General features: G+C 47.3%; 22 protein-coding genes. 13 read left to right on the top strand and 9 right to left on the bottom strand.

Going from position 1 to position 16,972, the window contains the following annotated elements; translation table 11 throughout:
* Positions 1–19: 19 nt before the first annotated feature.
* From murA to mlaF, 7 genes are read right to left on the bottom strand one after another with little or no spacing between them, the layout of a single operon-like run.
* Positions 20–1,279, bottom strand: a complete 1,260-nt coding sequence (murA, locus tag Q4Q57_RS14725; protein ID WP_106649424.1) for a UDP-N-acetylglucosamine 1-carboxyvinyltransferase — start codon at positions 1,277–1,279, stop codon at positions 20–22.
* A gap of 9 nt (positions 1,280–1,288) precedes the next feature.
* The gene (locus Q4Q57_RS14720) at positions 1,289–1,546 is read right to left on the bottom strand and encodes a BolA family protein (protein ID WP_006086065.1); all 258 of its coding nucleotides are present in this window, start codon (positions 1,544–1,546) and stop codon (positions 1,289–1,291) included.
* Between the two features lie 19 nt (positions 1,547–1,565).
* Positions 1,566–1,850, bottom strand: a complete 285-nt coding sequence (locus tag Q4Q57_RS14715) for a lipid asymmetry maintenance protein MlaB (RefSeq protein WP_006086066.1) — start codon at positions 1,848–1,850, stop codon at positions 1,566–1,568.
* On the bottom strand, positions 1,847–2,509 hold the full coding sequence (locus Q4Q57_RS14710) for an ABC transporter substrate-binding protein (RefSeq protein WP_311891231.1): 663 nt from the start codon (positions 2,507–2,509) through the stop codon (positions 1,847–1,849). Before Q4Q57_RS14710 ends, Q4Q57_RS14715 begins: the two co-directional genes overlap by 4 nt.
* A gap of 11 nt (positions 2,510–2,520) precedes the next feature.
* Positions 2,521–2,994, bottom strand: coding sequence for an outer membrane lipid asymmetry maintenance protein MlaD (mlaD, locus tag Q4Q57_RS14705; RefSeq protein ID WP_006083061.1), 474 nt, complete (start codon positions 2,992–2,994; stop codon positions 2,521–2,523).
* Positions 2,995–3,050: 56 nt separating this feature from the next.
* Positions 3,051–3,836 carry a lipid asymmetry maintenance ABC transporter permease subunit MlaE gene (gene mlaE / locus Q4Q57_RS14700; RefSeq protein WP_006083062.1) on the bottom strand — a complete coding sequence of 262 codons (786 nt, stop codon included), beginning with the start codon at positions 3,834–3,836 and terminating at the stop codon, positions 3,051–3,053.
* Positions 3,833–4,651, bottom strand: a complete 819-nt coding sequence (gene mlaF / locus Q4Q57_RS14695; protein WP_063882287.1) for a phospholipid ABC transporter ATP-binding protein MlaF — start codon at positions 4,649–4,651, stop codon at positions 3,833–3,835. Before mlaF ends, mlaE begins: the two co-directional genes overlap by 4 nt.
* Positions 4,652–5,294: 643 nt before the next feature.
* On the opposite strand from mlaF, the gene Q4Q57_RS14690 reads away from it, so the two are divergent.
* The 11 genes from Q4Q57_RS14690 (at position 5,295) to mgtE (ending at position 13,815) form a co-directional block, all read left to right on the top strand.
* Positions 5,295–6,272 (top strand): KpsF/GutQ family sugar-phosphate isomerase, encoded by a 978-nt coding sequence (locus tag Q4Q57_RS14690; protein WP_006086070.1) that lies wholly within the window; start codon positions 5,295–5,297, stop codon positions 6,270–6,272.
* Positions 6,272–6,823, top strand: coding sequence for a 3-deoxy-manno-octulosonate-8-phosphatase KdsC (kdsC, locus tag Q4Q57_RS14685; RefSeq protein WP_006083065.1), 552 nt, complete (start codon positions 6,272–6,274; stop codon positions 6,821–6,823). Before Q4Q57_RS14690 ends, kdsC begins: the two co-directional genes overlap by 1 nt.
* Entirely contained in the window at positions 6,820–7,380 is a 561-nt protein-coding gene (gene lptC, locus Q4Q57_RS14680) for an LPS export ABC transporter periplasmic protein LptC (RefSeq protein ID WP_220591973.1), read from the top strand. Before kdsC ends, lptC begins: the two co-directional genes overlap by 4 nt.
* Positions 7,367–7,921, top strand: a complete 555-nt coding sequence (gene lptA / locus Q4Q57_RS14675) for a lipopolysaccharide transport periplasmic protein LptA (protein ID WP_311891230.1) — start codon at positions 7,367–7,369, stop codon at positions 7,919–7,921. Before lptC ends, lptA begins: the two co-directional genes overlap by 14 nt.
* On the top strand, positions 7,918–8,649 hold the full coding sequence (lptB, locus tag Q4Q57_RS14670) for an LPS export ABC transporter ATP-binding protein (RefSeq protein WP_106649416.1): 732 nt from the start codon (positions 7,918–7,920) through the stop codon (positions 8,647–8,649). The genes lptA and lptB overlap by 4 nt, the downstream gene beginning before the upstream one ends.
* A 107-nt stretch (positions 8,650–8,756) precedes the next feature.
* A complete protein-coding gene (locus tag Q4Q57_RS14665; RefSeq protein ID WP_311891229.1) occupies positions 8,757–10,235 on the top strand; it encodes an RNA polymerase factor sigma-54 in 1,479 nt (492 codons plus the stop codon).
* A 28-nt stretch (positions 10,236–10,263) separates the two neighbouring features.
* Positions 10,264–10,551 carry a ribosome hibernation promoting factor gene (hpf, locus tag Q4Q57_RS14660; protein ID WP_006083070.1) on the top strand — a complete coding sequence of 96 codons (288 nt, stop codon included), beginning with the start codon at positions 10,264–10,266 and terminating at the stop codon, positions 10,549–10,551.
* Positions 10,552–10,553: 2 nt separating this feature from the next.
* Positions 10,554–10,997: a PTS IIA-like nitrogen regulatory protein PtsN gene (gene ptsN, locus Q4Q57_RS14655; protein ID WP_006083071.1), complete on the top strand. Its 444-nt coding sequence runs from the start codon at positions 10,554–10,556 to the stop codon at positions 10,995–10,997.
* Positions 10,994–11,848 carry an RNase adapter RapZ gene (gene rapZ / locus Q4Q57_RS14650; protein ID WP_006083072.1) on the top strand — a complete coding sequence of 285 codons (855 nt, stop codon included), beginning with the start codon at positions 10,994–10,996 and terminating at the stop codon, positions 11,846–11,848. The genes ptsN and rapZ overlap by 4 nt, the downstream gene beginning before the upstream one ends.
* Positions 11,835–12,110, top strand: coding sequence for an HPr family phosphocarrier protein (locus tag Q4Q57_RS14645; protein ID WP_006083073.1), 276 nt, complete (start codon positions 11,835–11,837; stop codon positions 12,108–12,110). The genes rapZ and Q4Q57_RS14645 overlap by 14 nt, the downstream gene beginning before the upstream one ends.
* Positions 12,111–12,450: 340 nt before the next feature.
* A complete protein-coding gene (gene mgtE, locus Q4Q57_RS14640) occupies positions 12,451–13,815 on the top strand; it encodes a magnesium transporter (protein ID WP_115335537.1) in 1,365 nt (454 codons plus the stop codon).
* A gap of 96 nt (positions 13,816–13,911) precedes the next feature.
* Here mgtE and Q4Q57_RS14635 read toward each other — a convergent pair whose 3' ends face one another.
* A complete protein-coding gene (locus Q4Q57_RS14635; RefSeq protein ID WP_311891228.1) occupies positions 13,912–14,748 on the bottom strand; it encodes a molybdate ABC transporter substrate-binding protein in 837 nt (278 codons plus the stop codon).
* On the opposite strand from Q4Q57_RS14635, the gene Q4Q57_RS14630 reads away from it, so the two are divergent.
* A complete protein-coding gene (locus Q4Q57_RS14630; RefSeq protein WP_259399979.1) occupies positions 14,734–14,859 on the top strand; it encodes a hypothetical protein in 126 nt (41 codons plus the stop codon). The two genes, Q4Q57_RS14635 and Q4Q57_RS14630, sit on opposite strands and share 15 nt — an antisense overlap.
* A gap of 148 nt (positions 14,860–15,007) precedes the next feature.
* Here Q4Q57_RS14630 and Q4Q57_RS14625 read toward each other — a convergent pair whose 3' ends face one another.
* Entirely contained in the window at positions 15,008–15,697 is a 690-nt protein-coding gene (locus Q4Q57_RS14625; RefSeq protein ID WP_259511273.1) for an OmpA family protein, read from the bottom strand.
* A gap of 672 nt (positions 15,698–16,369) precedes the next feature.
* On the opposite strand from Q4Q57_RS14625, the gene Q4Q57_RS14620 reads away from it, so the two are divergent.
* Entirely contained in the window at positions 16,370–16,603 is a 234-nt protein-coding gene (locus Q4Q57_RS14620; RefSeq protein WP_311891227.1) for a transposase, read from the top strand.
* The last annotated feature ends 369 nt before the right edge of the window (positions 16,604–16,972 follow it).

Raw genomic sequence — 16,972 nt, 5'->3', positions numbered from 1 at the left:
GGCCTAGCTCAATAGCTCATTACTGAGTACGCACAACCTGCGCGCCTAAACCTTGGAACTTATTCTCAATATGCTCGTAACCGCGGTCTAAGTGATAGATACGATCGACAATCGTCTTACCATCGGCCACTAAACCCGCAATCACCAGACTCGCAGACGCACGTAAATCCGTCGCCATCACCTGCGCACCACTTAAGGACTCAATCCCTTGGATAATACAGGTATTCCCCTCAAGCTCCATGGTAGCGCCCATACGGATAAGCTCAGGCACATGCATAAAGCGGTTTTCGAAGATAGTCTCGGTAATAGTAGCCGTGCCTTGCGCTAAGGCGTTGAGCACGCAGAACTGCGCCTGCATATCCGTTGGAAAACCGGGATAAGGTGCCGTCTTGATATTGACCGCCTTCGGACGTTTACCCTGCATATCAAGCTCAATCCAATCTTCACCTGTAGTGATCTTAGCACCCGCATCTTCAAGTTTTGCGATAACCGACTCTAATGACGCAGGATCGGCTTTTAAGCAACGGATGCGACCACGGGTTACCGCAGCGGCCACCAAAAATGAACCGGTTTCGATACGGTCTGGCATCACGCGGTAATGACAGCCCTGTAAACGCTCAACCCCTTGAATACGCAAGGTTGCACTGCCTACGCCGGTGATTTTTGCGCCCATGGCAATTAAGCAATTAGCGAGATCGATCACTTCAGGTTCACGGGCCGCATTTTCAATCACGGTTTCGCCATCGGCCAACGCTGCCGCCATCAGTAAGTTTTCGGTGGCGCCAACACTCACCATGTCCATGAAAATGTGTGCGCCCTTAAGACGTCCATCAACACGGGCTTTAATATAGCCTTCTTTCACTTCAATCTTGGCACCCATCATTTCGAGGCCATGTAAGTGTAAGTTAACTGGTCTTGCGCCAATGGCACAGCCGCCAGGCAATGACACATCTGCGGTACCATAACGCGCCAATAACGGCCCTAAGATCAAGATAGAAGCACGCATGGTTTTCACGAGATCGTAGGGAGCGCAAAACTCATTTAGATTCGTGGTTGAAATGCGGATCTGTCCGTCGCCAAGCTCAGTCACTTCAGCACCAAGGCAGCGTAATAATTTACAGCTCGTACTCACATCGCGAAGATTCGGCACGTTAGAAACCACAAAATCGGTTTCGGCTAATACGCCTGCCATCAGAATAGGCAGAGCCGCATTTTTCGCACCCGAAATAATCACATCACCGGCAAGCGGGGGGCTTGCCTGAATTGTTAGTTTATCCACTTTTCCTCACTAGCTAGGCATGTTGAAAACTTTTTCGCGTTTCCATTGAGTCGGCGTGAAAGTTTTGATCGTTAATGCATGTAATTCACCGCTGGCAATGTGTGCCGTCAACGGTGCATAAATGGCTTGTTGCTGTTTGACTCGGCTCATACCATCGAAACATTCGCCTACTGCGATCACTTTATAATGGCTACCATCTGAGCTAGCGTGAACTTCTTCAAGCCCTAACGCATCACGTAAAATCTGTTCGATTAAGCTGCATTCCATGAAATCTATTACCCTATTCTCAATGCGCTTCTTCGGTAAAGAAGGCATGTAAATCATATAAATCGATGAGTTTTTTAAGTTGTGGTGAGGCAGAACTCAATTCAAGTTGGCTGCCATGTTCACGCACTAACGCCAGCAAAAATGCCATACCAGCGCTATCACTGTATTCAAGCCCAGATAAAGACAATATCTGAGTAGACTCGCCCAGCAGTTGTTGCCGCTGTGGCCAAAGTGTAATGACATCGGCTTGGGTTATGCGCCCTTTGAGATGACAAACTGTGCCTTGTTGCACAAATTCAATCACGACTGCGACTTCCCTGATTTAGCCTTGATCGTCACTTTTTCTTTGGTACGATCTTCGAGCATCTTAATCACAGGATCGATACCCTGCTGGCGAATCAGATTCGAGATTTCAGACTGCTTAGAAGACAGTAAGCTCACACCTTCGGCAACTAAGTCGAATGCCTTCCATGAGTCATCTTTCAAACGGCGTGCCTTAAACAGCAGTTTGATTGGCGGACGACCGGCTTCGATGATCTGCACGTTTACATCGACCATTTTCTCTTTGCTGAAATCAACCCCAGGTGAAAATTCCACTTTTTGATTGGTGTATTCAGTAAAAGCTTGGGCATAAGTCGACACTAAATAACCTTCAAAGGCATCGACGAAACGATTACGCTGATCTTCGGTTGAATCCTTAAGATATTGGCCTAAGACTTTGTAAGATGCGTATTTATAATCGACATAAGGCATTAGTTCTTCACGAACGATCACCTTTAAATGATCTGAATCGGCATCGATTAACGCTTTATCTTTATGAAAACGATCAAAGGTTTTATTGGCAACGGCTTTCACCATGGCATACGGGTCCATAGTGTCGACCACCACATCGGCGGCAACAGCGCTCGTTGTCCCTAAAATCATCACTAACGGCAGTAAAAAACGAGATAAGTTTTTAAACATAGCGGTAACCCCTATTTATCCTTCGAACCCATACTATATAAGAACTGACCAATCAGTTCCTCCAACACTAATGCCGAGCGCGTGTCATCAATCTTATCGCCATCTTTGAGCATACTGACATCATCGTCGACAAAACCCGGTGTTAACCCTAAGAATTGCTCGCCCAATAAACCCGAAGTCAAAATTGCTAAACTACTGGTTTCTGGGAATTTATCGTAACGTTTATCCATCACTAAGGTGACCACAGCCACTAACTTAACGGGATCTAAATCAATGCCACTGACGCGGCCAACCACAACACCGCCGACCTTAACGGGCGAACGTACCTTCAAGCCACCAATATTGGTGAAATTGGCTTTTATGGTATAAGTGCTATCGCTGCTTTTAACTTCAATATTGGCGACGTTAAAGACTAAGACCAAAAAAGCGGCCAATCCCGTTAAAAGAAACACACCCACTAATAATTCAATTTTTCGTGTCAACATGTTCAGCTACCACTCTGTTAATCCATCTTACCTGTGTCGAAATCCGCAGTGTTCCGTTAGCGGCCAAACATCAGGGCTGTCAGTAAAAAATCTAATGCCAATACAGCGAGGCTCGACTGAACCACAGTCTGAGTCGTTGCACGGCTGATGCCTTCCGGATTTGGGATCACTTGATAACCGCGATATAACGCAATCCAAGTCACCACTACGGCAAACACACCACTCTTGATTAAGCAGTTAACTATGTCCTGACGCCATTCGACCGACGCCTGCAGAATCGACCAAAACGCCCCGCTGTCGATACCCTTCCATTCCACGCCCACAATGTGACCACCGTAAATACCCACAGCGGTAAACATTAACGCCAGCAATGGCATACTGATCACCCCAGCCCAAAAGCGCGGTGCAATAATCTGCCTTAATGGGTCGATAGCCATCATCTCTAAACTCGAGAGCTGCTCGGTACTTTTCATTAAACCAATTTCAGCGGTTAAGGCTGAACCCGCACGTCCCGCAAACAAAAGTGCGGTAACCACTGGCCCTAACTCACGCAGTAAACTGAGCGCCACCATAGGGCCTAAGCTTTCTTCGGTGCCAAAACCAACTAAGATGTTGTAGCCTTGCAGCGCCAACACCATGCCGATAAAAAGCCCTGAGACTAAAATAATCACCATAGATTGCACGCCGACCACATAAATCTGGCGCACTAATAGTGGAAAACCTTTACGCACCCGTGGCCAGCGAAAAATCGCCCCCCACAACATGAGCCCTGCACGGCCAAAACCGAGCACTAACTCAATCGCGCTACGGCCCAAGTCGGCAATACTGTCTATTAACTTCACTTGCCAACTCCTTTTGCCATTAATTCTTGTTGGTAATCATTCGCCGGATAATGGAAGGGTACAGGGCCATCCGGCGCGCCTTGAATAAACTGTTTTAGCTGCGGATTGTCGGCGTACTTCAATTCCTCTGGCGTGCCGTGGGCGATAACTTTTTTATCGGCCACCACATACACATAATCGGCAATACCGAGAACTTCATCCACATCGTGGGAGACCACAATGGAGGTCAGATTCAGCGCATCGGATAACTCACGAATAAGCTTCACTAACACGCCCATAGAGATAGGATCTTGGCCGGCAAAAGGTTCATCGTACATCACCATTTCAGGCTCAAGCGCGATGGCTCTGGCCAATGCCGCGCGGCGTTGCATACCACCGGATAACTCACTTGGCATCATCTGGGCGGCACCACGTAAGCCTACGGCTTCGAGCTTCATCAGCACGATAGTGCGAATAATGTCTTCTGGCAGACCTGAATGTTCGCGCAGCGCAAAGGCCACGTTATCGAACACATTAATGTCGGTAAACAGCGCGCCGCTTTGAAACAACATGCTCATCCGCTTACGCAGACTAAATAATTCATTGCGACTCACGCCATGGATATCGTGGCCATCAAATAGCACTTGTCCGTGGTCAGGCGTTAATTGGCCGCCGATCAACTTTAACAGGGTCGTTTTGCCTATGCCGCTCGGCCCCATGATCGCCGTCACCTTGCCCCTTGGAATGGACAGGCTAATATCTTCATATATCACACGCTGACCGCGGCTAAACCCCAAATTACGGATCTCAACCAACGGCGTTTGTTCTTGAGTCATGCTTGATTCCGACATTTGCAAAGAGGTGATCCTAGTCTTCCTAGACTGACCAATCGAAGAGCCGCAAATTGTACGTAATTGCGCTTTAACCTACAACCGAATCGACACTATCGCCCTGCGATACTTTCAATTTGCCTCATTTACAGCGAAAATGCGCCCTAAGTTTTCACTCTGCACAGGTAAAATGTTACTTAATGTTTTCAACCTAGTTGCAGAATTGGCGATATTGGCTAATTCGTTCGCACTTAGCTCGCTCTTCGTCCAATTTTAGGTGCAATGAGTCGATATACGAGTGTGAAATAGAGGCATCCCGTGCGGTAATACCCGCCGCGATACGGGATAAATGCATTGAAATAAACGACAAAGACGATGATATTGCTCAAGACCTTCGGCCGCTAAACAGGTTATTGTGCATGAATAGTTGCCGCAGCTGAACTTGACGAGTCGGATCAATCGCTCTAGCCTGCCGCAATTGTTTTGTTGCTTTAGGGAATAAACCACAACAAGACATAAGCTAAATCGTCTGAAAACAAACTAAAACTTGGCAGAAAGCCTATTACATATCATCTTTATCGCGTACCAAATTGTGCTATTCCAATCCCATCAATGGGGCGACAAAGACAATGCAAAAAGAGAGATAGACATGGTAGACAAATCACAACTGCGCCAATGGGGCTGTAAAGTTATCGACATTGAAAAGTCAGCCCTAGACAATCTTTATCAATATGTTGATTCGGCTGAATTTGCAGAAGCTTGCGAGTTGATCCTTAACTGCACAGGCAAAGTGATTGTCATGGGAATGGGCAAGTCGGGCCATATCGGCAATAAGATTTCTGCCACCCTCGCCAGCACAGGAACGCCCGCATTTTTTGTGCATCCGGGTGAAGCCAGCCACGGCGATCTCGGTGTATTAGCCGATAACGATGTGATTTTAGCGATTTCAAATTCCGGTGAGTCGAGCGAAATCCTCACCTTAATGCCCGTCATCCAACGTATGGGCGTGCCCGTTATCGCGGTAACAGGTAAACCCGAATCGAACATGGCGCGCTTATCTAAAGTACATTTATGTATTGAAGTCCCAGAAGAGGCTTGCCCACTGGGACTCGCCCCAACATCAAGCACTACCGCGACCTTAGTGATGGGCGATGCGATTGCTATTGCATTACTACAAGCGAAAGGCTTTACCCGTGATGACTTTGCTATGTCCCATCCTGGCGGTGCTTTAGGACGCAAGTTATTGTTAAAAGTCTGCGATGTCATGCATAGCGGTGATGACTTACCGCTCGTTAACCACGATATTTGCATCACAGAAGCCCTGTACGAAATCTCCAAAAAAGGCTTAGGCATGACGGCGATTATCGATGATCAGCGCAAGCTGGTTGGTATCTTCACCGATGGTGATTTACGCCGCGTTATCGATGCCGAAGTAAATCTACGCACTACGCCCATCGCCGATGTGATGACCCGTAACTGCGTGACCATCACCGACGGTGTGTTGGCCGCCCAAGCGCTGCAAGTGATGGACTCAAAAAACATCAACGGATTAATTGTTATCGATAAAGACCGCCATCCAATCGGCGCTCTTAACATGCTAGACATGGTTAAAGCAGGAGTCATTTAATGCCACAGCAAGGATTTTACGGCCCAATCAGTGATGATGTGTGGCAACGCGCGCAAAAGATTAAACTGTTGATCTGTGACGTCGACGGGGTGTTTTCCGACGGTCGTATTTACTTAAGCAATAGCGGCGAAGAGCTAAAAGCCTTCCACACCCGCGACGGCTATGGCGTGCGCTCGATACTCACCAGCGGTTTTAATCTTGCGGTGATCACTGGACGTCAATCCAAAATCGTTGAAAACCGTATGACGGCGCTTGGCGTAACCCATATTTACCAAGGCGTAGACAATAAGTTCGAGCCCTATGAAGCATTGCTCGCACTCTATGGTGTTACCCCAGAAGAAGTGGCGTATATCGGTGATGATATTGTCGATCTGCCAGTGATGAATGTCGTCGGTTTAGCAGTCAGCGTAGCCGATGGTCATCCCTATGTTCGTCAGCACGCCCACTTTGTGACTACGCTCAATGGCGGCCACGGTGCACTGCGTGAACTCACAGATCTGTTGCTACTCAGTCAAAATAAATTCACTTCGGCCCATGGAATGAGTATATGAGTCGTGTGACACTCGCGATTATCGCTTTTTTTGGAACTGCATTAGTGCTGTATTGGCAAGTGCAGAACAAGCACAGCGGTGATACCGATAATAGAGTTAAAGATCAGAATACCCCAGATTTCATCATTGAAGATCTGCGCAGTGTTGAGTTCAATGAACAAGGGCTAGTCAATAGCCGTGTGACGGCGAAACACATGGAACATTATGATTCAACGAATCAAACTTACTTTACTCAACCTGTTTATCTTGTTTATCCAGACCAAGGTAAAGCACAATGGCAACTCAGTGCAGATCAGGGCAAGCTAAACAAGGAAACGGGCAAGGTTGTACTCGAAAACAATGTTATTATTGATGCCATTAGCGCAGAAGAACCGATCCAGACCTTGTCCACCAGTTATCTGGAACTCGATCTCAATACTATGATAATGACCTCTGACCGTACCATTTACGTCACAGGGAAAGATTTTAATATTCAAGGCCAAGGCCTTTATGCCGACCTCAACGCGCAGGAAGTGAAATTGACCAGTCAGGTAGTAGGAACATATGAAGCAAAATAACGTATTACTTGCCAGCCTAATGCTAATAATGAGCATGAGCGCCTTTGCTAAAGTCGACGACCTAAAGCAGGAAGTTAAAATCAAAGCAGTGAGCCAAACGGCAGATATCAAGAACAACCAGATCATCTTCTTTGGTCCGGTGGAAGTTACCCAAGGCTCGATAAAAATCCAAGCAAATGAACTGCGTGCATTTTCTGCCGAAGGTGAAAATAGCAAAATTTTAGTGGCCACTGGTAACCCCGCAACTTACAGCCAAGTGTTAGACGATGGTCGTCCAGCCTCGGCGAGCGCGAAAGAAATTCGTTACGATATGGCAAGCCGTACCCTGACACTGAAAGGCCAAGCTTCGTTAGATCAAGCAGGTAGCCAAGTGACGGGTAATGTGATCCGCTATAACATCATCCAGCAAAAATTGATTGCTGAGAGCACAGGTAATGGTGACGATCGCGTGATCACTATTATTCAGCCAGAAAACTATCAAGATGATGCCAAACCAGACGCGCCAGCGGATAAACCTGTGAAAAAGCAGGACTCTAAATGACCCAAATCACCCTAAGAGCACAAAATCTGGCGAAGAGTTATAAGAGTCGCCAAGTGGTTAAAGACGTCAGTCTAACGGTAAAGACAGGTCAAGTTGTTGGACTACTCGGCCCAAACGGTGCGGGTAAAACCACCACCTTTTACATGGTCGTCGGTCTGGTTAAAAGCGATAAAGGCCACATCTTTATCGACGATGATGATTTAACCGCAGATCCTATGCACCTGCGCGCCCGCAAAGGCATAGGTTACTTACCGCAGGAAGCCAGTATCTTCCGTAAGCTGACCGTCCATGACAACATCATGGCCGTACTGCAAACGCGCAAAGAATTGAAGAAAGAGCAAAGGGAAGAACAACTCGAGCATCTGCTCGAAGAATTCCACATCACCCACATCCGTGACAGCCAAGGTATGTCATTGTCGGGTGGCGAACGTCGCCGTGTAGAAATTGCACGGGCGTTAGCGGCAAATCCTAAGTTCATTTTGCTCGATGAACCCTTTGCGGGTGTCGATCCGATTTCAGTTATCGACATTAAAAAGATTATCGAACAGCTCAAAAGTCGTGGCCTTGGCGTGTTGATCACCGACCATAATGTTCGCGAGACATTAGATGTGTGTGAACATGCCTATATTGTGAGTCACGGAAACCTGATTGCCGAAGGAACACCTGCAGAGATCTTAGACAATCAGCAAGTTAGGGCTGTGTACTTAGGTGAACAATTCAGGCTATAGTTAATCAAGCGGAGCCAATGAAGGCAATTTGTGCCAGCATTGGGCTCCACTCAAGATGATAACAAGCGACCTCATCCAACAATAATAACGTAGGGATCAGCGGTAACATGAAAGCGTCACTCCAGCTCAAACTGGGTCAACAGTTAACCATGACGCCACAATTACAACAGGCCATTCGTCTGTTGCAACTGTCGTCATTAGAACTGCAGCAAGAGATCCAGCAAGCCTTAGATTCTAATCCCCTTCTCGAGCTGGAAGAGGATCAATTCGACGCCACTAAAGACCCTGTAAACCAAACGCTTTCCGATACGGATTTCAGTGAATCGAGCACTCTGCCGCCAGAGAAAGACAGCTCCACCATAGACACGGCAGAGTCCTTAACCAAAGAATCCATGCCCGACGAACTCCCCATGGACACCACCTGGGATGAAGTGTTCACCGCCTCCCCTAATTCTGGCCCCGGCGGCAGTCGTGAAGACGATATGCCCTTCCAAGGTGAGACCAGTGAAGGCTTGTATGAACACTTAGAATGGCAAAAAAACCTCACACCGTTTTCTGAAACCGATTTAGCCATTGCCACCGCCATTATTGATGCCATCGACGATCAAGGCTATCTCACCCAAAGCACTGACGAAATCCTCGAAGCCATGGGCAATTCTGAGGTTGAGCTCGACGAAGTCGAAGCCGTACTCAAGCGCATTCAACATTTTGATCCCATTGGTGTTGCCGCCCGCGATTTAAGCGAGTGCCTGTTGATCCAACTATCGCATTTCGCCGCTGACACGCCCAACCTAGAAAACGCCCGCATGCTGATCAAAGATCATTTAGATCTGATCGCCGCCCGCGATTTTAGATTGTTGATGCGTAAGACTAAATTAAAAGAGGATGAGTTAAGAGACGGCATCGCGCTTATCCAAACCCTCAATCCTCGCCCAGGTTTATTGATTACGCCCAACGATGACGAATACGTCATCCCAGATGTGTCAGTGTCGAAGAAAAATGGCCGCTGGGTGGTTGAGCTTAATCCTGACTGCATGCCAAAAATCAATGTAAATCAACATTATGCTTCGATGGCGCGCTGCACTAAAAGCCAAGCCGATAGCCAATTTATTCGTGGTCATCTGCAAGAGGCTAAATGGTTTATCAAGAGTTTAGAGAGCCGTAATGATACCCTGTTGAAGGTGGCGAACTGTATCGTCCAATATCAGCAAGGTTTCTTTGAATACGGTGAAGAAGCCATGAAACCTATGGTGCTGAACGATATTGCCGAAGCGGTAGAAATGCATGAGTCGACCATCTCACGGGTGACAACCCAGAAATACATGCATACCCCTAAGGGACTTTTTGAACTAAAATACTTCTTCTCTAGCCACGTCGGTACTGACGATGGTGGGGAGTGCTCATCCACAGCAATCAGAGCCTTCATTAAGAAACTGGTTGCAGCGGAAAACCAGAAAAAACCATTGAGCGACAGTAAGATGGCACAACTTCTGGCAGAACAAGGGATCAACGTAGCCCGCAGAACCATTGCGAAGTACCGAGAGGCTATGCTCATTCCGCCTTCTAATCAGCGTAAAAGTTTATAACCTACAGTGGATATCGGAGGACGTTTCTATGCAAATAAACCTGAGTGGACACCATGTCGAAATTACCGAATCGTTACGCGCATATGTAGAAGAAAAGTTTTCAAAACTTGAACGCCATTTCGAACAGATCAATAATGTGCACGTTGTGCTCAATGTCGAGAAAATGCAACAGATTGCCGAAGCGAGAATAAATCTTATCGGTGGTGAAGTTTTTGCTACTTCAGAGCATGCTGACATGTATGCCGCTATAGACGCCCTGATTGACAAGCTTGATCGTCAGGTTATTAAACACAAAGAGAAGTTAACAAAACACTAATAATGGAACTTTGTACCATACTGCGGCCGGAGTGCACTACCTGCGCCACTCCGGGCAGCAAGAAAAAGGTACTGGAACTCATCAGCGACTTAGTCGCTGCCCAGTACCCGACCCTCTCATCTCAAGAGATATTCGAAAGCCTAGTGGCGCGCGAAAAGATGGGGAGCACAGGTATAGGTAACGGCATCGCCATTCCACATGGTCGACTAGCCGATATAGATCAGCCCATTGCCATACTCATTAAGTGTGAAGAGCCGATAGCATTCGATGCTATCGATAAGCAACCTGTTGATATTTTATTTGCACTACTGGTGCCTGCAGACCAATGTCAGCAGCACTTAAGTACCTTGTCTTGCATGGCCGAAAAGCTGAGCGACAAGCAAATATTAAAGCAATTACGCAAGACGCATGATGAAACGGAACTCTATCAGGTAATCACTGGATGAAACTGGTCATAGTGTCGGGCCGCTCAGGCTCAGGCAAATCTGTCGCCCTAAGGGTACTCGAAGATCTCGGCTATTATTGTGTCGATAACCTTCCCTTGCCCTTAATCGGCACTTTGCTTGAGCAACTCAAAGGCAGTAACGATCTCGTCGCCATCAGTGTCGACGTGCGTAACATGCCTGAGCAGGACAAGGTCTTAGTGAAGCAACTCGCGAGCCTACCTCCTGATACTGAGTTAACCAGCTTCTTCCTCAATTCCAGCGATAAAATTCTGCTCAAGCGTTACAGCGAGACCCGCCGTTTGCACCCTTTGTCAAAGAGCCAAGTCTCTTTGCAAGAAGCAATAAAACTGGAAGGGAAACTGCTCGAGCCTATGTCAAAACTGGTCGATCACTACATAGATACGTCGAATTTGAATATCTATGATTTAAGCGATCAAGTGAGACAAATTCTGCTCGGCAGCGTCGATAAAGAGTTAGTGATTAACTTCGAGTCCTTTGGCTTTAAGCACGGTATGCCAACCGAAGCCGACTTTATGTTTGATGTACGCTTTCTGCCTAACCCACACTGGGAACTGGCGCTGCGTCCATTGACAGGCTTAGATGAGCCCGTGGCTGAGTTCTTAAATCGTCAACCACTCGTGAATAAGTTCATCTGGCAAATCGAGAATTTACTGGAAACTTGGCTGCCGCATCTCGAGCGCAACAATCGCAGTTATTTAACTGTGGCCATTGGCTGCACAGGTGGACAGCACAGATCGGTTTACGTCGCAGAGCAATTGGCCAAACGCTTTAGTAACGGTAAACATAAAGTTTATGCCCGTCATCGAGAGCTCAATAATGCCAAAGCTTGAACGTCAGATCACCATCTGTAACAAACTGGGATTACATGCCCGTGCCGCCACTAAGTTGGTGGTACTGGCATCCGAGTTTGATGCGACTATCACCTTGATACAAGGCGATAAACAGGCATCGGCCGCCAGCGTGCTTGGCTTATTGATGCTTGAGACTGGCATGGGTAAAACCATTAAACTTATCGCCGAAGGCCCAGATGCTGAGCCCGCTCTGGATGCCATTTGTGCCTTAATCGACGCTAAGTTTGACGAAGCCTGTTAGTTTGATTTCATACTCAGCGTTCCACACAGGCACTCAGATTAGTACATATCACACTTAGCACTGCGTATTTGTGCAGTTCACATCTCGTTTCAAAAGCTTGGCGACACATTTGTCGCTCGACGACACGAACCATAGGCGATTACACTAGCGAGCATTACCGCTGACTCACCTTAGTCTTAGCCGCCTTAATCTATGCGTAAAACGCATGACCTATGCCAGAGTGCTCTATCTGTGACTGAAGCATAGCTATCGCGAAGTCACCGCTAAGTCTCAGCCCTGCGCCAAGCAGCGCACTCTCGAACCAATTTGCCGCACAGTGGCGGACAACTATGGAGGACAAATGCCCGTAGATAATTCAGAAAACGATCACACCGGACATAGTCTCGACCAGTTAAACCAAGCGCTTAGCAGTGGCATGTTTGTGCACGTGCGTAACATGCTGCAAAAAATGGCCGCCTCTGATATCGCGCTGATCTTAGAATCCTCACCACCCAGCGCCAGACAAGTGCTGTGGCAGCTTATCGATCAGGAACAAATAGGCGACATACTCGACGAGTTAAGCGAAGAACTTAAAGATCCGCTGATCCGCAGCATGAGTCCTGAGCGGGTTGCGAAGGCAACGGCGAGCATGGACACCGACGATCTGGCCTATATCCTGCGTAGTCTTCCCGATGCCGTTTACAAGCAAGTGTTGCAGTCGATGACAGAACAAAACCGCCAGCGGGTTGAACAAGCCTTATCCTATCCCGATGAGACCGCTGGCAGCTTGATGAACACAGATACAGTCACCTTAAGACCCGATGTGAATATCGATGTGGTGCTGCGCTATCTTCGCCAAAGGGGCAACCTGCCAGACACCACAGATACCTTATATGTGGTCGATAAACAGGACAAAGTGCTCGGCGGTGTCAGGCTGGCAGATCTACTGACTTGCGCGCCAAGCACCACAATTCGCAACATCATGGACCCCGATATCCAAAGTATTCCGGTGAGCATGTCCGACAGTGAAGTAGCGCAGAAATTCGAACGCAATGACTGGGTATCAGCTCCCGTTGTTGATAGCGATGGCAAGCTGCTAGGACGAATAACAATCGATGACGTGGTCGATGTTATCCGCGAAGATGCCGAACATTCCATGATGGGGATGGCGGGGATGGACGATGACGAGGATACTTTTGGCCCAGTGCTAAAAAGTACCCTACGTCGCTCACTCTGGCTCACGATTAACTTGTTCGCTGCACTGCTCGCCTCCTCTGTCAGCAATATGTTTGAAGGCACTATCGAGCAATTTGCCACTATCGCCATCCTGATGACAATTGTCCCTAGCATGGGCGGTGTGGCCGGTAATCAAACCTTAGCGCTCGTGATCCGCGGTATTGCCTTAGGCCATATAGGCCAAAGCAACGCCCGTTGGCTTATCGGTAAAGAATTATCGATTGGCTTTCTCAATGGCTTAATGTGGTCGATTTTAGTCTTTGTTGCCGTGTTGCTGTGGAAGGATGATATGGCACTGGCGGGCTTAATTGGTAGCGCCATGCTGATCAACATGACAGTAGCAGGGCTTGCAGGTGCGAGTATTCCATTGATTTTAAAACGCCTTAAAATCGATCCTGCCCTCGCGGGCGGCATGGTGCTAACCACAGTCACTGACGTGGTTGGTCTGTTCGCCTTCCTCGGATTAGCCACGCTCTACCTGATGCACTAACGCACTAATTCTTTAACGCTTTTACAGTTTAAGTTGATAACAAAAACGGCACCAAAAAGGATGCCGTTTTTTATCTCGCTGGAAAACTAAACAAGGCTATTTTGCCGGAGGTTGAAAACCATAACGACTCAGAATCGCTTGGCCTTTTGCCGATAAAATAAACTCAGCTAACGGCATTGCGGCAGCATTGGCGTCCTGCAAAACCAATAAACCATAGTCGGCACCCACGGCGAGCTCCTGCGGTAAGTCGATGATTTGTAAACTAGGCACTTCTTTTTTAGCCAGCACAGCATTAGTGCAATAGGTTAAAAAGATATCCGCTTGCTTGTTTTCCATCACCCAGCCATAAGGATTGCGATCTTTAGGCGGTTTAGCACTCTCAGGGCCTCCCGTCAGTTGCAATGCCTTGGTCTCTAACGCGGCTTTCGCATTGGGTTTTACCGCTTCTGCCTTAGCAAAAACGGCCCAGGCATAATCCCCCGCCGGATCGGCTTTCGGGGTTGAAGTGCCAACTTTGACCTTAGGATCTAACAAGGTATCGAGTAGCGTTGCGCTCGTCACTTGGACATTATCTTGGGCAACCGCGCAAAGTTGATTACGGGCAAACATTTGCACTGCTTTACCCTGACCCGCATCCACTAACGCCTGCGGATGTTTCATGTTGGCCGAAGCAAAAATATCGACTTTCTCGCCCTCTTGAATGCGTTTTAACAATAAACCTGAAGGTGCATATTGCGCAGCAACACTCGTGTGCGACTGTGCTTGATAAGCGGCAATAATATCCTTCATTGCAGCCTTTAAGCTGCCTGCGGCGCGCAATTCTATCTGCGCAGCGCCCGTGGTCACTTCGGCTTTCATCGGCATTCCTTGTACAGCAGCCACCATGATGACAGGGCTTAAACTCAAGGCGACTAACAGGTGTTTGCTTATCATAATCATATTCTCCTCTGGGCGCTAAAAGTCATTCTGGTGACTTATCCCCATACAGAACGTGAAATCGATAAAGGGATCAAGCTGAACTCATCCCAAGGCAAACCGCTGTGATGTGATTGTGGTGTAGATCACCCATAACACAGGTTAGCAAGGACAAATTGTCTAGCTAAAATCCGCGAGGCACTCATGGCTAAATATCCCAAACACGGACACAAAAAAGTCGCCCTCAGGCGACTTTTGTAAAACGGATAATGCTGAACTACTGACCCGTCGGCGTTAATACAATCTCAACACGGCGGTTTTGGGCGCGGCCATTGGCATTGGCATTCGATGCAATTGGACTCGCTTCACCCATGCCTTTTGATTTTACACGGGCAGAGGCGACGCCTTTGCTCATCAAGTAATTACCCACTTCGCCCGCACGCACTTGTGACAGACGTAAATTGTACGAGTCTGAGCCACTGCTGTCGGTATAACCTAATACGTTAAGCTGCGTTTTGCTGTATTCCTTGGCCACAAGCGCCACTGAGTTCAACACGCGTTTAGCGCCGTCACTTAACTCGGTTTGATCTACGCCGAAGGTGACTTCATTAGGCATGTTCAAAATGATGTTATCACCGCTACGGGTCACACTCACACCAGTTGAAGCGAGTTGTTGGCGTAATTTGGTCTCTTGCACATCCATGTAATAACCAATACCACCGCCGACTGCAGCGCCTGATGCAGCACCAATTAAGGCACCTTTACCGCGGTCGCTTTTGCTCGAAGAGACTACGCCAATGGCAGCCCCTGCGACGGCACCAATCAATGCACCACTGGTCGCTTTAGCGGTTTGTTGTTCGTTTGAATAGGGATTGATTGTTGTACAACCCGATGCAACTAGCGCGGTCGTCAATACCACTATGGCTAACAGGGATGGTTTAGATTGCACTGCCTGAAAACACTTCATCATTTATAACCTCTTTATATGATTGATGATTGTGAATACTGCTCAAAGGGCACGAAATATCACTTCACACTAGGTAATACGAATGACCTAGGGATTGCCACAAGGCAGGGAGTATATAAGCAATTACGCTCGAGACAATCCTTTATCCATATTCAATTCTGCTAATCCAGATTTTAGTCAGCAAAGATACAGATTTAGGGCTTCAATCTTGGCTTAGACCGCCCTGCTCCATATCAAGCCGAAGGCACCGAAATAGTGCGTCTTGCACCTTTTTTGTCAGCACTAAAAAATCACGCCGTTTTAATCGAATAAGCAAACCAATGATTTTAAAAATTAAAATAAAAATTAGAATATTGGCACGAATTTTACATACTACTAAGTGAGTAGACAGTCAGACGCGGTAGAAATCGCTAAAAACTCCAGTCGACTTCAACAGGATTAATCCAAATTAAATGGACCTATCGAGACAGAAAATGCACTCGAGTATTTAGGGTCATGAAGGAGGAAGTATGAAAACAGTCATGAGCTTTATCGCACTATGTCGCCACGAATGGATCTGTCTGCGCCACCTAGGCCTGAGTCAGTGGGATTTAGAACAGCGTCAATATCCTCAATAACAGGCAACACAAACGGTCATATTTTAGTTAGAAAGCAGTAAAAGAGGGAACGCTCATGGGAATCTCAGAAAATAGTCTCAAGCTACATGTTATCACCGAGGTTAAAGTGCAAGGTCGCTTACTGTCGGATGTTGCACGTCAATACGGTCTATCTGCCAAGGCAGTCTACCAATGGGTTCGGGAAAGCGATCTACAACCCCGGCAAAGAGAATGCGCATTAATGAGCGAAATTGCCCAACTGCAGAAAAGAATTAAACAGCTCAATAACGAGCTACGCACCATAGGTTAAGCGCTGCATGGCAATTAATGCCTGTACAACAAACTAAATGTGCCCGAATAGACAAGGCCGGACGAGATTGCATATCGCCCTGCTGATAACGCTAACGATGTAAAAGATGTGCTAACAACAATAATAACAGCGCCCTTTTTAGTCCGGCCTTGTCGCCCAAATTGATAGACCCAACGAAGATTGGGAAAGAGTATTAACAGCAACAAACGAATAGGGACAATGCAAAAGTTTCGGCAAGACTGGGGAGGGAGTTATCTCCCCCAAGATCAAATATGTGAATTGTGCTCCCCCAAGTCATGAACATATTTCTCTCTCTGGTCTTGTCATTTTATTCACAGTTCTATGATTGCTAGCTTGTTTGTAGCAACA

It is taken from the genome of Shewanella sp. SP2S2-6, assembly GCF_031931965.1.
In the GTDB taxonomy this organism is placed as follows: domain Bacteria; phylum Pseudomonadota; class Gammaproteobacteria; order Enterobacterales; family Shewanellaceae; genus Shewanella; species Shewanella baltica.
This window is presented reverse-complemented; position numbering and strand designations above follow the sequence as displayed.